Source organism: Tuberibacillus calidus DSM 17572 (genome assembly GCF_000430685.1).
Classification (GTDB): Bacteria; Bacillota; Bacilli; order Bacillales; family Sporolactobacillaceae; genus Tuberibacillus; species Tuberibacillus calidus.
This window is the reverse complement of the sequence record NZ_AUMM01000011.1, coordinates 70,671-84,734: the sequence shown is the minus strand read 5'-3', so window position 1 is coordinate 84,734 and position 14,064 is coordinate 70,671. Positions and strand designations below refer to the sequence as shown.

The window sequence follows — 14,064 nt, the reverse complement described above, 5'->3', positions numbered from 1 at the left end:
CATATTCAAAGCACTGGATGGTTGGATAAGAAGAAGGTTGCGCATGATACGCTGGAAAGAATGGAAGAAAGTTCAAACCAAGTACAAGAATTTGATAAGACTTGGCATTAAGCGAGGTAAAGCATGGGAATGGGCAAACACAAGAAAGGCGTATTGGCGAATAGCCAAATCCCCTATCTTGCATAAAGCCCTTGGTGAACAATACTGGATTCACCAAGGGCTGAAGAGTCTATTTAATCGATATCAAACGATGCGTTGGACTTAAATGAAACCGCCGTATACGGAACCGTACGTACGGTGGTGTGAGAGGTCGGGGGTTAGTCACCCCCTCCTACTCGATTTGGTCAGAAAGTAGGTGGTTTCTCAGCCCAGCATAAGGGCTTTTAGGCTCTGTCTACATTTTCGGGTCAGCCGAAGGGTAATAAAGGCTCTGCCTATGCCCAAAAGTCTTCGCCGAGCCATTTTTTCTTTTGCAGAACTAAGTTTTCTCTCTAAAAGGTTTAAAGTTTTTCGAATGGCCTTTATAATAAAGATTGTCTTGATTTTTACATAGTTGAAAAGGGAGGTCACAAGATGACACATGTGGTTTGCGGTTCCGAAATCATCCAAATCATTCGCGACTTAGTGAACATTCCGAGTCCATCGGGAAATGCCGGCAAGGCCATTCAATATGTAGAAACCTACTTAAAAGAATTGGGCATTAAAACGAAAAGGAACAACAAAGGCGGCTTATTGGCGACCATACCCGGAAAAGATGACACAAAACATCGCTTTTTGACCGCTCATGTCGATACGCTTGGGGCGATGGTTAAAGAAATTAAAAGCGATGGCCGCTTGCGCTTGACCAAAATCGGTGGCTTTCCGTGGAACATGGTAGAAGGCGAATATTGCCAAATTGAAACCGCCTCCGGTAAAACGTATACAGGGACGATTTTAATCCATCAAACCTCAACACATGTATACAGAGACGCTGGCAAAGCGGAACGCAGCGATGAGAACATCGAAGTGCGCATTGACGAAAAGGTAACGAGCAAGGAAGAAACCGAGGCACTAGGCATTCAAGTTGGTGACTTCGTCTCCTTCGATCCGGGTTTTGTCACAACTGACAGCGGTTTTGTGAAATCGCGCCATCTCGATGATAAAGCGAGTGTTGCCATTTTGCTCCATGTCATAAAAATCCTCAAAGAACGCGGGATGACATTGCCGTATACAACGCATTTTCTCATCTCGAACAATGAAGAAATCGGCTTCGGCGGAAATTCCAACATCACCCCTGAGACGGTCGAATATTTAGCCGTGGATATGGGAGCGATCGGTGACGGCCAAGCGACGGATGAGTATACCGTATCGATTTGCGCGAAAGATGCGAGCGGTCCGTACCATTACGGTTTAAGAAAACATCTTGTGGCTTTGGCGGAAAAATATCAGCTAAACTATAAAATTGATATTTATCCCTACTATGCCTCTGATGCTTCAGCTGCCGTCCGCGCGGGTTACGATCTGATCCATGGTTTGATAGGACCAGGGATAGACGCTTCCCACGCTTTTGAAAGGACACATCAAGAATCGCTCTGTCACACCGGTGATTTAATTTATTATTATTTGCAATCGGAAATCCTCGAAGCCTAATGAACTCCCTATTGATTGGGAGTTTTTTTTATTTTCAAACAAATGAATGGTGTCATGAATCTATTCATGAATAAAATATCCATACGACGAAGTCCTAGGGCTTTGTTCTAGAACTCGCAAGCGTTTTGTAAGCAGCCCAGCACCAGCCTAAAGATTAGGGTATTTCCCCAAAAATATTGGCACACTGGTTATTCGCCCCGCATACCATGACAGAGAAGAAAGTAAAGGAGGTTATCGAGTCGTGGCTGAGACGGATTACAACTACAGGGAAATCATTACAAAAGCGGTATGTGGCAAGGGGAAGAAATTCAGCCAAAACGCCCACACGATTACACCGACACATAAACCATCTAGTATACTCGGTTGCTGGGTGATCAATCATAAATTCCGTCCTCATTACCAAAAAGATGCGGTCATTGTTGAAGGCAGCTATGACATAAACGTTTGGTACTCCTACAACAACAATACCAAAACGGAGGTCGTCTCAGAAACTTTCACATATCGCGATGAAATTGCACTCACGATTAAAGACCGAAATGTGATCTCCGATCGTCTGGAAGTCTATGCACACACACTTCAAGAACCAAGCAGCTTGGAAACGAACATTTCACCGAACGGCAATAAAATCATCGTCCAAGTTGAAAAAGAAATGCAAGTCGAACTCATCGGTGAAACCAAGGTGAGAGTCAATGTGGATGCGGATTCCGCCATTGATGAGGATTGGGAAGATGACCTTGATGAGGCGTTGGATGAACTCGATTCCGAGTTCCTTGTAGGGGAAGTCGAAGAATAGTCATTTGCGGGGGGCCGGCACTTCCATTTTTATGGGATCTGGCCCTAATTTTTTTATGTAAAATCTATCTTTATCCGGCCAGCATAAGGACAACGAAGGCTCGAGGATGGCTATGGACAAGTTTTCCATAGTAAACTTTCTGACACAACACCGATGATCAACCCTTCATTCCTATCATCTATGTTATAATAGATGTCGAAACACCGCGAATAAAAGGATGATCATCATGCCATATACTCCGATGATACAACAGTACCTATCGGTGAAAAAAGATTATCAAGACGCCTTTTTATTTTTCAGGCTCGGCGATTTTTATGAAATGTTTTTTGATGACGCTGTCCGCGCAGCCGCTGAACTCGAGATCACATTGACTTCCCGGGATGGTGGCGGCGAGGAACGCATCCCAATGTGCGGTGTTCCCTATCATGCAGCGGAAAGCTATATTGCAAGACTTATTGAAAAAGGATATAAAGTCGCCATTTGTGAACAAATGGAAGACCCTAAACAAGCTAAAGGCGTTGTGAAAAGGGAAGTCACCCGTTTAATTACCCCAGGGACCGTTATGGAAGAAAACGCCTTAGATCCGAAAAAAAACAATTATATTGGCGCCATCAGTCAAACGGCGGATGGGACTTTCGGTTTAGCGTTTTTAGATTTAACGACCGGTGAATCAAAGGCCTGCACGGCTTTTGGATTTGAAGAGGCAAACCGCGAAATCGCTGCCTGGGGATTGCGCGAGGTCATCGTTGCGAAAAACTTTCCGTCTGAGTATATTGACCAAATGAAAGCGTTAAATGCTTTGACCATATCTCACGAAGAAGAAGAAGCGATCCCAGAGTCATTATTGCCCGTCGCCGAACAATTGACGGAAGAAGGACCGATAAAGGCGCTCGGAAAACTTCTGCAGTATCTCATCCGTTCAAGATATCAGGCGCTCAGCCATCTGCAGCCGACAGTGCCATATGCCTTGCAAGATTATATGGTCCTCAATACTGGGGCAAGAAAAAACTTGGAATTAGTACATACGCTTAGGGACGGGAAAAAACGCGGCACGCTTTTATGGGTTTTGGATCAAACGATGACGGCCATGGGCGGACGGCTCCTGAAACAGTGGTTGGAAAAGCCGCTTATTGATCGGGCAAAAATCGAACAACGATTCGATTCGGTCGAAGCGCTGATTCATGCTTTTTTTGAGAGACAAACATTGCGCGAGCGCTTCCGGCAAATCTATGACTTGGAGCGTTTAGTCGGACGCATTTCTTTCGGCAATGTCAACGCAAGGGAGCTCGTGCAACTCAAGCGTTCTTTGGAACAAATTCCTGATGTTATACAAACGCTACAAGCCATTCCAAATCCAGCGCTTCAGGAAACCGCACGTCTTATGGATCCCTGTTCGGATATCCGCGTTTTGATTGAGCAGGCAATTGTAGAAGACCCACCTTTTTCCGTTAAAGAAGGTGGCATGATTCGCGACGGCTATAACCAACAACTAGATGAATACCGACATGCCGCAAGAAACGGGAAAACATGGATTGCAGAACTTGAGCAAGCCGAGCGAGAAAAAACAGGCATCAAATCGCTTAAAGTCGGTTACAACAAGGTTTTCGGCTATTATATTGAAGTGACGCGGGCGAATTTGAAACTTCTCCCCGAAGGCCGGTACGAACGCAAACAAACCCTCGCCAATGCGGAACGGTTCATCACTCCGGAGTTGAAAGAAAAAGAAAAATTAATTCTTGAAGCCGAAGAACGCATTATTGAGCTGGAATATGAACTGTTTCAATCGATCCGCGAAACGATTAAAGCTGAGGCAAAGCGTCTGCAGTCTTTGGCACGTGCGATTGCCACACTCGATGTCTTACAAAGCTTTGCGACCGTAAGCGATGAGTATGGTTACACGCGGCCGACCTTTACAGACGCTCCTCGCATTAAAATTATCGGTGGGCGCCACCCCGTTGTGGAGCGGGTGATGCGCGAAGGCGTTTATGTCGCTAACGACGTCCTTATGGATGAAGATTGTCACATCTTACTCATTACCGGGCCGAACATGGGTGGGAAAAGCACGTTCATGAGACAAACCGCCCTTGTCGCCATCATGGCGCAAATCGGCTGTTTTGTACCGTGTGAGGAAGCCGAAATCATGATCTTTGATCAAATTTTTACGCGGATTGGCGCTTCGGACGACCTCGTTTCCGGACAGAGCACGTTCATGGTGGAAATGGCGGAAGCCGAAGAGGCCTTGCATCGGGCGACATCACGCAGCTTGATACTGCTTGATGAAATCGGCCGTGGGACGTCGACTTATGATGGCATTGCCATAGCCCGTGCAATCATCGAATACATTCATGACCACATCGGTGCCAAGACGCTGTTTTCCACCCATTATCATGAATTGACCGACTTGGCTCAAACGCTGGCCCATTTGCGAAATGTCCATGTCGACGCCATGGAAGAAAACGGACATGTCGTCTTTCTCCATAAAGTGATGGACGGTCATGCCGATAAAAGTTACGGCATTCATGTGGCCAAACTGGCAGGGTTGCCGGAGGCCGTCATTGAAAAGGCACAGATTTTTTTAGCCGAGCTCGAAGGTGGGTCACAGCCAAAAGCCCCGACCGTTATTCACGAAAAACAGCTCGATCGTTGGAAAGAAGACCGTCAACTCAGCTTTTTCCCGGAAGAAAATAAGCCAAAGGCTGCGTTATCAAAGAAGCATAAAGCGATTCTCGAACGCCTTGGCTCTATTGATCTCTTAAATATGACCCCAATGGAAGCGATGAATATCCTCTACGAATTACACCAAAAGGTAAAAAATTAGGCAAAAGAAAGGGGGAGGCGCATGGGACGCATCAAAAAGATGGACGAGAAACTGGCAAACCTGATTGCCGCAGGTGAAGTTGTCGAACGGCCAGCTTCTATTGTAAAAGAATTGGTGGAAAATGCCCTTGACGCCCATGCCTCCACCATTCAAGTCGATGTGCAAGAAGCCGGTTTACGGGAAATCAAGGTGACAGATAACGGGGACGGATTTGAACCGGAAGATTGTGAGATTGCCTTTGAACGGCATGCCACCAGTAAAATCCAGGACGAAAAAGATCTCTTTCATATTCGGACTTTAGGTTTTCGAGGTGAGGCTTTGGCGAGCATCGCCTCCGTTTCTCACGTCACTTTGGAAACAGGAACCGGTCGCGGCCCGGGCCGGAGGCTTGTGCTAGAAGCGGGAGCTGTCACCGAAAAAGGTGCTGCTTCCGGGCGAAAGGGCACCATCCTTACCGTTAACCAATTATTTTATAATACGCCTGCGCGCTTGAAACATTTAAAAACGATCCATACCGAGCTTGCCAAAATCACCGATCTCATGAACCGGTTAGCATTGTCCCACCCGGAAGTTCGCTTTACCTTGACGCACGACGGGAAGGTTTTGCTGAAAACGACGGGAAGTGGTGACCCTCGCCAAGTGCTAAGCGCCATTTATGGTGTGCAAACCGCAAGGCTCGCCATTCCCTTTTCCGGACAATCCCTTGATTTCACTATAAAGGGGCTTGCCGTTAAACCCGAAATAACGCGGGCGGGGAGGCAGTATGTTTACCTATTTATTAATGGCCGCTATATTCGTCACTATGGCTTATTTGATGCGGTGATTCGTGGGTACCATACGTTACTGCCGATTGGACGGTATCCGATTTGCGTCATATATATAGAAACCGACCCGAACTTAATTGATGTCAATGTCCATCCGGCAAAATTAGAGGCGCGCATTAGCAAAGAACAAGATTTATGTCATTTGCTGGAAGATGCCATTCGCACCGCTTTTCATAAAGAACAGTTAATTCCCGAAACCGTTCTTAAACCGCGGCATAAAAGCGAACCATCCGAACAGCAGGTTCTCGATTTCGGCTGGCCGAATAAAAACGGACGCAGCGATGCTCAAACGATACGAGAAACTTTGCCATTGTCAAAGGGTGAACCTTCCATCTCTCAGCCCCAAGAGGAAGCAAGCGACCAAGTTCAACCATTGACGCGGCAACAACCCGAGAGACAGGATGCACCAACGAAAGAAAACATTGAACCGTGGACATTCACACACCAACGAGTTGAGAAAAGGCCTTTAGAAACACAGGTGGATGAGCCTAGCCGGAATGATACAAAGGATCAGGACACACCACGCCGTTTTAGCCGGATGTATCCGATCGGTCAGCTCCATGGCACCTATATTTTGGCGCAAAATGAAAACGGCCTGTACATTATTGACCAGCATGCGGCTCAAGAGCGCATAAAATACGAGTTTTATAGGGAAAAAGTGGCGCGCACGGACCATGAAATTCAAGAATTGCTCCTCCCTATGACCTTTGAATTTTCTGCGGCAGAAGGAGCTGTCATTGAACAACATCTCGCGTTCTTGGAAGGGCTTGGCTTTCAATTGGAGCCTTTCGGGACATATACGTATCGACTGCGCGCACATCCAATCTGGCTTCCTAAAGGGAGAGAGGAAGAGACGATCGATTTGATCATTCAGTGCCTTTTAGAGAACAAAAACGTCAGCGTCAAAGAGCTTCGTGAAAATCTGGCTATCACGCTCTCGTGCAAACGCTCGATCAAAGCGAATCGTTATTTGCGCATGGATGAGATGGAAGCCTTATTAAATGATTTGGCTCAAGCGCAAGATCCGTTTACTTGCCCGCATGGGCGGCCAGTGATCATCCATTTTTCTTCGTATGAGTTGGAGAAAATGTTTAAACGAGTGATGTAGAAGATCTGCTTGTTTTCTATACGGAAATTTTATACAATAAAACCAATGCCTCCGGAAGGCGTGATGCAAATGAAAACCAAAGTGGCAGTCGTTGTTGGCCCAACAGCCGTTGGGAAAACGGCACTCGGCATTCAATTAGCACAGGCATTGTCCGGAGAGATCATCAATGGGGATGCTTCACAAGTCTATCGAGATTTAAATATTGGAACGGCCAAAGTAACAAAGGAAGAAGCAGCTCTCATCCCCCATCATTTGATCGACATCGTTCCGCCGGAGGCGCCGTTTACAGTGGCTGATTATCAACAAAAAGCCCGACAAGAGATCCAAGCGATCACCGATCGAGGAAAACTGCCGATCATCGTCGGCGGGACCGGGCTATACATAAAAGCCGCGCTGTATGATTACCGATTCGATGATCAAGGTGAAGATCCTGAGCTTCGCGAAGCCTTATCGGAATGGGCAAAACGGGAAGGGCATGAGGTCTTATATCGCAAACTATTGGACATGGATCCGAAAGCCGCTGAAAAAATCCATCCGAATAACGTCAAACGCGTTATCCGCGCGTTAGAAAAGGCGATGTCCGGAAAAGGTGGAGGTCACGCGCCTTCCGCTGGTCCCGTGCCGCTTTATGAAACAGCGGTGGTCGGCTTGACAATGGACCGAACCGACCTGTATAACAGAATTAATCGTCGAGTGGATGAGATGATCGATAAGGGGCTAATCCAGGAAGCGAAAGACCTCTATGACCGCGGTTTAAGCGGATGTCAATCCGTCCAATCGATTGGTTATAAAGAATTGTTTCGGTATTTTGACGGGGAACTCACCTTGCCGGAAGCCATAAGCCTCATTAAACGGAACACGAGGCGGTTTGCGAAAAGGCAAATGACGTGGTTTCGTCATCAGATGCCCGTGACCTGGTTTGATGCGAGTGAAGCCAAAATAAACTTTTCAAAAATCCTAGATTTTATAGCAGGAAAGTTGACACTTTAGTCGAAATTAAAGAGTATAGAGAAACGAGGAGGATCGCGGTCGATGAAACAAACAGTGAATATCCAGGACAGCTTTTTAAACCAGTTGAGAAAAGAGGGGACATATGTCACCGTATTTTTGCTCAACGGGTTTCAGCTTAAAGGATTGGTTAAAGGCTTTGATAACTTCACGGTTCTCATTGAAAGTGAAGGCAAGCAGCAATTGATTTTCAAGCATGCGATTTCCACATTCGCACCATCAAAGCCCGTCAATTTTAACCAGGGCGAAGAATAAGTGAAAACAACCTCTGGCCATGCCCGGAGGTTGTTTTCATTTTAAACGGGCGTTTATTTATTTCCGCGAAATCATATGTTGTATTATGGGCGAAAAATGCGTGGCGCTCTCAGAGGTTTTTTAAACGGCACGATTGGATCCGATGGCAGTCGACTTTCCACAGAAACTGTGAGGTGAACTTAGTGTCAGATTCGATCACTATCCGAAATAAAGGCCAAATAAACGTGGTGTTCAATCAACAAAAACGCGACGGAACCCCGCCTGTGGCCGTCAAGCGTGAAGGAGAATCGCGACACTACCCCTTGGACCAGATTGAAGCGAAAATGAAGCGACTGATCGGATTGGAAGAGGTCAAAAAAACGATACGAGAAATCTATGCTTGGCTCTACATTAATCGCTTGCGCAAACAATATCAATTAAAAGCTGAAACGCAAACCCTTCACATGCTTTTTAAGGGAAACCCTGGAACGGGAAAAACGACCGTTGCCCGCCTCCTCGGTGAATTGTTCGCCGAAATGGGCATCTTAGCCAAAGGGCATCTGATTGAGGCGGAACGGGCTGACCTCGTCGGAGAATACATTGGTCAGACGGCACAGAAAACCCGTGATTTAATTAAGAAGGCGCAAGGCGGCATCTTATTTGTGGATGAAGCTTACTCCTTGGCTCGGGGCGGTGAAAAAGATTTTGGAAAGGAAGCCATTGACACATTGGTCAAACATATGGAAGATAAAAAAGATGACTTTATATTAATCCTTGCCGGTTATTCCAAAGAAATGGATCGATTTATGAAAATGAATCCCGGACTGCCTTCGCGTTTTCCGATTATTATTACCTTTCCAAACTATACCGATCAAGAATTATTCTCAATATCCGAACAAATGCTTCAAGATCGAGAGTATAAACTGACAACGGAAGCTCGATGGAAACTGAACAGGCATTTGAAACAAAAAGTAGCAGAAAATGAAAGAGATTTTAGCAACGGGCGTTATGTCCGCAATATTATTGAGAAAAGCATTCGCCGTCAAGCGGTTCGCTGCTTACGCGAAGGCGCATTCGATCGGGAATCATTGATGACCATTCGGGCGGTTGACCTGACGTTTGATGATACGTCTTCCCGTCACTCGGAAACCGAAGCGGAAACTCTGGATGATCGCGTGTTCTTTTCTGAATGAAGCAATAAGGAGGCTTTGGCCTCCTTCCAAATCATTAAGGGTGTGAAAACATGGAAAAAGTGATTTTAGTGGGACGTTACGATCCAAGAAGTGACGAAACCGCTTTTAGCTATTCAATGGAGGAACTGAAGCGGTTAACCGAAACGGCCGGCGCTTCGGTTGCCGGGGTGTTAACCCAAACGAAAGAAAAACGCGACCCGGCAACATATATTGGCAGTGGGAAATTGGAAGAGCTTTATCGGTTATGTCAAGAATGGGAAGTCGATGCGGTCATTTTTAACGATGAACTCTCACCGAGCCAACAAGCCAACATCGCGGAACGCTTGCAAATCAAAGTGATCGACCGCACACAGCTCATATTAGATATTTTTGCCGGGCGCGCCCGCTCACGTGAAGGCCGATTGCAAGTGGAACTTGCGCAGTTGGAATATTTATTGCCACGTCTTTCCGGATTCGGCCATGTGATGTCGCGCCTTGGCGGCGGCATCGGTACGCGCGGCCCTGGTGAAACCCAGTTGGAAACCGACCGGCGTCATATCCGTCGGCGGATCAGCGAAATCAAAAAACAATTAGAAGCCGTAACAAGGCACCGTGACCGTTATCGGGAAGAGAGGCGAAACAAGCAATGGTTTCAAATCGCTTTGGTAGGCTATACCAATGCGGGTAAATCGACGCTTTTTAATCGTTTGACCGAAAGTTCGGCCTACGAAGAAAATCAATTATTTGCAACCCTTGATCCGTTAACGCGGAAATTCCGAACGCCATCTGGTTATACCGCCTTAATGACAGACACCGTCGGATTTATCCAGCACTTGCCAACCACACTGATTGCCGCGTTTCGCTCGACATTGGAAGAAGTGCGGGAAGCACATCTATTGATTCACGTCGTCGACTGGTCTCATCCCGATCGGCAACAACATATGGAAACAGTGGACAAGCTCCTTAATGAGCTCGGAGCGGGGACGATTCCACAGCTTTTGTTATATAACAAAAAGGATAAAGTGGCTCATGCAGAGGCGGTGATTGTGGACGGGCTCAAGATTTCTGCTTTTGACGCACAGGATATTGAAAAAGTTAAAATGGCCATTGAAAAAGCGATGATCGAGCAATCCGTGCCCTATTACATAAGTGTACCAGCTAAAGAAGGCAGCTTTTTGTCACGTCTTTATGAAGAAACCATTATCACCGAAAAATCGTGGCATGAATCCGATCGCACTTACGGGGTTAGCGGCTTTGTCTGGAAATCGTCTCCGCTTTATGCGTTTTTAAATGGAAGGGAAGATAGGCATGATGATCAATGAAAAGATAGTGATCGAACAACGATTGAGCGACTTGATGGAGAAAGCGATGCGAGACATTTTGCCCCTTTTCCAGCGAATTGAGGCTGTTGAAGAAGAAAATCAACGCCGTGTATTGGAAAGTTTCCGGCGTCATAAAGTGAGCGATGCTCATTTTCAAGGGACGACGGGCTATGGGTACGACGATTTTGGTCGTGAAACGCTTGAAGCTGTTTACGCTGATGTTTTTGGTGCAGAAAGCGCGCTCGTCCGCCCGCAAATTATGTCAGGCACTCACGCGATTACTTTAGCTTTATTTGGTGTCTTGCGCCCTGATGATGAACTTTTATATATCACCGGGCGGCCATATGACACGTTAGAAGGCGTCATTGGTCTCAGACCAGGCGGTGACGGGTCATTAGCCGATTTCGGCATTACGTGTCGCGTAATAGAGCTTGAAGATGGGAAGATTGACATCGCTCGGGTCAATCAAGCGATCACTTCCCAAACGAAGATGGTCGCCATCCAGCGTTCACGGGGTTATGCCTGCCGTCCGTCGCTCTCCATTAACCATATAAAAGAAGCGATAAAAGCTATAAAAGATGACCATCCACACGTTTGCCTTTTTATCGATAATTGTTATGGGGAATTTGTGGAAGATCGGGAACCCACACATGTTGGGGCGGATCTCGTTGCCGGGTCACTCATTAAAAACCCCGGTGCTGGTCTCGTGCCAAGCGGGGGTTATCTCGTGGGACGTAAGAAATGGGTCGATAAAGCGGCCGAACGGCTTTCAGCTCCTGGCCTCGGCAAAGAAGTCGGGCCAACCGGCGATGCATTGAAACCCATGTTTCAAGGGCTGTTTCTTGCCCCTCATACGACGGCCGAGGCGTTAAAGGGCGCGGTGTTTGCGTCAAGAATTCTTGAAGAGGTAGGGCTGCTTGCGGAACCAAAGTGGAATGACCCAAGAACTGACCTCGTCCAATCCATCATTTTTCACGATCGCGAGCGTATGATCGCCTTTTGTCAAGCGATCCAAGCAACGAGTCCCGTCAATGCTCATGTGTTGCCGGTCCCAAGCCCTATGCCAGGATATGACGATGAAGTGATCATGGCTAGCGGTACATTCGTCCAAGGTTCAAGCATCGAATTGACAGCGGACGGCCCTTTACGCCCCCCTTATATGGCGTTTGTCCAAGGCGGATTAACGTTCATCCATGTTAAGCTTGCTGTCATGAATGCTTTGAAAGTTTTGATGGAAAAACAATTGGTTTGATTTCTAATTTTTTGTGTCAGAAAAGCTAACATGTGTTGACGTATTTAATGTCATGACATATAATAATTTTAGCAGGAAGGAGGGTGTCTTATGGATGATAGCATTCGCCGAAACACGCCGTTATTTTCCATGAGCATTGTTGGGAAACTGACCGGTTTGAGCGCTCGGCAGATCCGTTATTATGAAGAACATCAACTCATTCATCCCGAACGGACAAATGGCAATCGTCGGTTGTTCTCCTTTAACGATGTTGAACGGCTCTTGGAAATTAAGAAACTTTTGGATAAAGGCGTGAATTTGGCCGGCATCAAACATGTTCTCGGAGAAAAAGCGCAAGACGAACGACCAATTCCGGTGAAAATAGAGCCAACCAAAAAGCAAGAGTTAAGCGACGATGTGCTCTTTAAGCTGATGCGACGGGAACTTTTTGACCCAAGTAAAATTGGCCGCACCAATCTGATTCAAGGTGAACTATCACGATTTTTCCACTAAGACACCATCATCTGACTTTCACAATTGGGAGGATCGCTGAATATGGGAAAATACGCAAAAGAAGACATTTTAAAATTTGCCGAGGAGGAAAACGTTAAATTCATTCGTCTGCAATTTACGGATTTATTGGGGATTATTAAGAATGTCGAAATCCCGGTCGATTTGTTAAAAAAAGCTCTGGATAATGAAATCATGTTTGACGGCTCGTCGATTGAAGGTTTTGTCCGCATTGAAGAATCCGATATGTACTTATACCCAGACTTAGACACTTGGGTCGTCTTTCCGTGGACTTCTGGTAAGGGCAAGGTCGCGCGTTTGATCTGTGATATCTATAATGCTGACGGTACGCCTTTTGAAGGCGATCCGCGTTACATTTTAAAACGACAAGTTGAGGAAATGAAAAGACTTGGATTTACGAGCTTTAACATTGGTCCTGAGCCGGAATTTTTCTTGTTTAAAATGGACGAAAAAGGCCAACCGACACTTGAGTTAAACGATCAAGGCGGATATTTCGACCTTGCCCCGACAGACCTCGGTGAAAATTGCCGTCGTGACATTGTGTTGGAATTGGAGGACATGGGTTTTGAAGTCGAAGCTTCACATCACGAAGTGGCGCCAGGACAACATGAAATTGACTTCAAATATGCAGATGCCCTAACGACGTGTGATAATATCCAGACCTTTAAATTGGTCGTCAAAACCATTGCCCGTCAGCACGGTTTACACGCGACATTTATGCCCAAACCGTTATTTGGTGTCAACGGGTCTGGGATGCACTCGAATATGTCTTTATTCCGCGGCAATGAAAATGCCTTCTTTGACCCTTCGGCGGAACATCAGCTCAGTGAAACGGCCATGCAATTTTTGGCAGGTGTTATGGAACACGCCCGCTCCTTTACGGCCATTACGAACCCAACCGTCAACTCATACAAACGGCTCGTGCCGGGGTATGAAGCGCCGTGTTATGTGGCCTGGTCACTACGAAACCGCAGCCCGCTCATTCGCGTGCCAGCTAAGCGAGGCTTAAGCACGCGGATTGAAGTGCGTAGCGTTGACCCGTCAGCCAACCCGTATCTCGCGATGGCCGTGCTTCTTGCCGCAGGCCTCGACGGTATAAAAAGAAAGTTGACGCCTCCGGCCCCAGTGGATCGCAATATCTATGTCATGGATAAAGAAGAACGGGAAGCGATCGGTATTCACGACCTCCCAGGTACTTTATTTGAGGCGCTAACGGTGATGAAGCAGGATGAAGTGATTACGAGTGCACTTGGCAAACACGTTTTAAGCCGTTTTGTCGAAGCCAAAGAAATTGAATGGGATATGTTCCGCACGCAAGTCCATCCGTGGGAACGCGATCAATATATGATGATGTATTAATAGCAAAACCCCTTGATGCACAAGGCATCGAGGGG

The 14,064-nt window shown here is 46.6% G+C and carries 12 protein-coding genes; all 12 read left to right on the top strand.

All coding sequences use genetic code 11. The features are described 5' to 3' along the window. The coding region (locus H532_RS0104525) for a group II intron maturase-specific domain-containing protein (RefSeq protein WP_027724514.1) at positions 1–265 on the top strand (265 nt) is incomplete at its 5' end. Between the two features lie 308 nt (positions 266–573). After that, on the top strand, positions 574–1,629 hold the full coding sequence (locus H532_RS0104520; protein WP_027724513.1) for a M42 family metallopeptidase: 1,056 nt from the start codon (positions 574–576) through the stop codon (positions 1,627–1,629). Between the two features lie 241 nt (positions 1,630–1,870). Beyond that, positions 1,871–2,422 carry an outer spore coat protein CotE gene (gene cotE / locus H532_RS0104515; RefSeq protein ID WP_027724512.1) on the top strand — a complete coding sequence of 184 codons (552 nt, stop codon included), beginning with the start codon at positions 1,871–1,873 and terminating at the stop codon, positions 2,420–2,422. Between the two features lie 226 nt (positions 2,423–2,648). Then, positions 2,649–5,240: a DNA mismatch repair protein MutS gene (gene mutS / locus H532_RS0104505; RefSeq protein WP_027724511.1), complete on the top strand. Its 2,592-nt coding sequence runs from the start codon at positions 2,649–2,651 to the stop codon at positions 5,238–5,240. A 21-nt stretch (positions 5,241–5,261) separates the two neighbouring features. Further along, complete coding sequence (mutL, locus tag H532_RS0104500; RefSeq protein ID WP_027724510.1) at positions 5,262–7,172, top strand: DNA mismatch repair endonuclease MutL; 1,911 nt, start codon at positions 5,262–5,264, stop codon at positions 7,170–7,172. Between the two features lie 69 nt (positions 7,173–7,241). Continuing rightward, entirely contained in the window at positions 7,242–8,162 is a 921-nt protein-coding gene (gene miaA, locus H532_RS0104495; RefSeq protein ID WP_027724509.1) for a tRNA (adenosine(37)-N6)-dimethylallyltransferase MiaA, read from the top strand. A 42-nt stretch (positions 8,163–8,204) separates the two neighbouring features. After that, the gene (gene hfq, locus H532_RS0104490; RefSeq protein ID WP_027724508.1) at positions 8,205–8,435 is read left to right on the top strand and encodes an RNA chaperone Hfq; all 231 of its coding nucleotides are present in this window, start codon (positions 8,205–8,207) and stop codon (positions 8,433–8,435) included. A gap of 182 nt (positions 8,436–8,617) precedes the next feature. Beyond that, on the top strand, positions 8,618–9,607 hold the full coding sequence (gene spoVK / locus H532_RS17820) for a stage V sporulation protein K (RefSeq protein ID WP_051263135.1): 990 nt from the start codon (positions 8,618–8,620) through the stop codon (positions 9,605–9,607). A gap of 50 nt (positions 9,608–9,657) precedes the next feature. After that, positions 9,658–10,908: a GTPase HflX gene (hflX, locus tag H532_RS17815; RefSeq protein ID WP_051263134.1), complete on the top strand. Its 1,251-nt coding sequence runs from the start codon at positions 9,658–9,660 to the stop codon at positions 10,906–10,908. Between the two features lie 34 nt (positions 10,909–10,942). Beyond that, the gene (locus tag H532_RS0104475) at positions 10,943–12,160 is read left to right on the top strand and encodes a methionine gamma-lyase family protein (RefSeq protein WP_245566404.1); all 1,218 of its coding nucleotides are present in this window, start codon (positions 10,943–10,945) and stop codon (positions 12,158–12,160) included. 90 nt (positions 12,161–12,250) lie between these two features. Beyond that, positions 12,251–12,652 carry a MerR family transcriptional regulator gene (locus H532_RS0104470; RefSeq protein WP_027724506.1) on the top strand — a complete coding sequence of 134 codons (402 nt, stop codon included), beginning with the start codon at positions 12,251–12,253 and terminating at the stop codon, positions 12,650–12,652. A gap of 42 nt (positions 12,653–12,694) precedes the next feature. Next, on the top strand, positions 12,695–14,029 hold the full coding sequence (gene glnA, locus H532_RS0104465) for a type I glutamate--ammonia ligase (protein ID WP_027724505.1): 1,335 nt from the start codon (positions 12,695–12,697) through the stop codon (positions 14,027–14,029). Positions 14,030–14,064 lie beyond the last annotated feature (35 nt).

Bases quoted from the DNA above. Each gene is read 5' to 3' on its own strand.
- glnA (WP_027724505.1), top strand. From the start codon at position 12,695: ATGGGAAAATACGCAAAAGAAGACATTTTAAAATTTGCCGAGGAGGAA.
- hfq (WP_027724508.1), top strand. From the start codon at position 8,205: ATGAAACAAACAGTGAATATCCAGGACAGCTTTTTAAACCAGTTGAGA.
- mutL (WP_027724510.1), top strand. From the start codon at position 5,262: ATGGGACGCATCAAAAAGATGGACGAGAAACTGGCAAACCTGATTGCC.
- H532_RS0104470 (WP_027724506.1), top strand. From the start codon at position 12,251: ATGGATGATAGCATTCGCCGAAACACGCCGTTATTTTCCATGAGCATT.
- mutS (WP_027724511.1), top strand. From the start codon at position 2,649: ATGCCATATACTCCGATGATACAACAGTACCTATCGGTGAAAAAAGAT.
- H532_RS0104520 (WP_027724513.1), top strand. From the start codon at position 574: ATGACACATGTGGTTTGCGGTTCCGAAATCATCCAAATCATTCGCGAC.
- H532_RS0104475 (WP_245566404.1), top strand. From the start codon at position 10,943: ATGGAGAAAGCGATGCGAGACATTTTGCCCCTTTTCCAGCGAATTGAG.
- hflX (WP_051263134.1), top strand. From the start codon at position 9,658: ATGGAAAAAGTGATTTTAGTGGGACGTTACGATCCAAGAAGTGACGAA.
- miaA (WP_027724509.1), top strand. From the start codon at position 7,242: ATGAAAACCAAAGTGGCAGTCGTTGTTGGCCCAACAGCCGTTGGGAAA.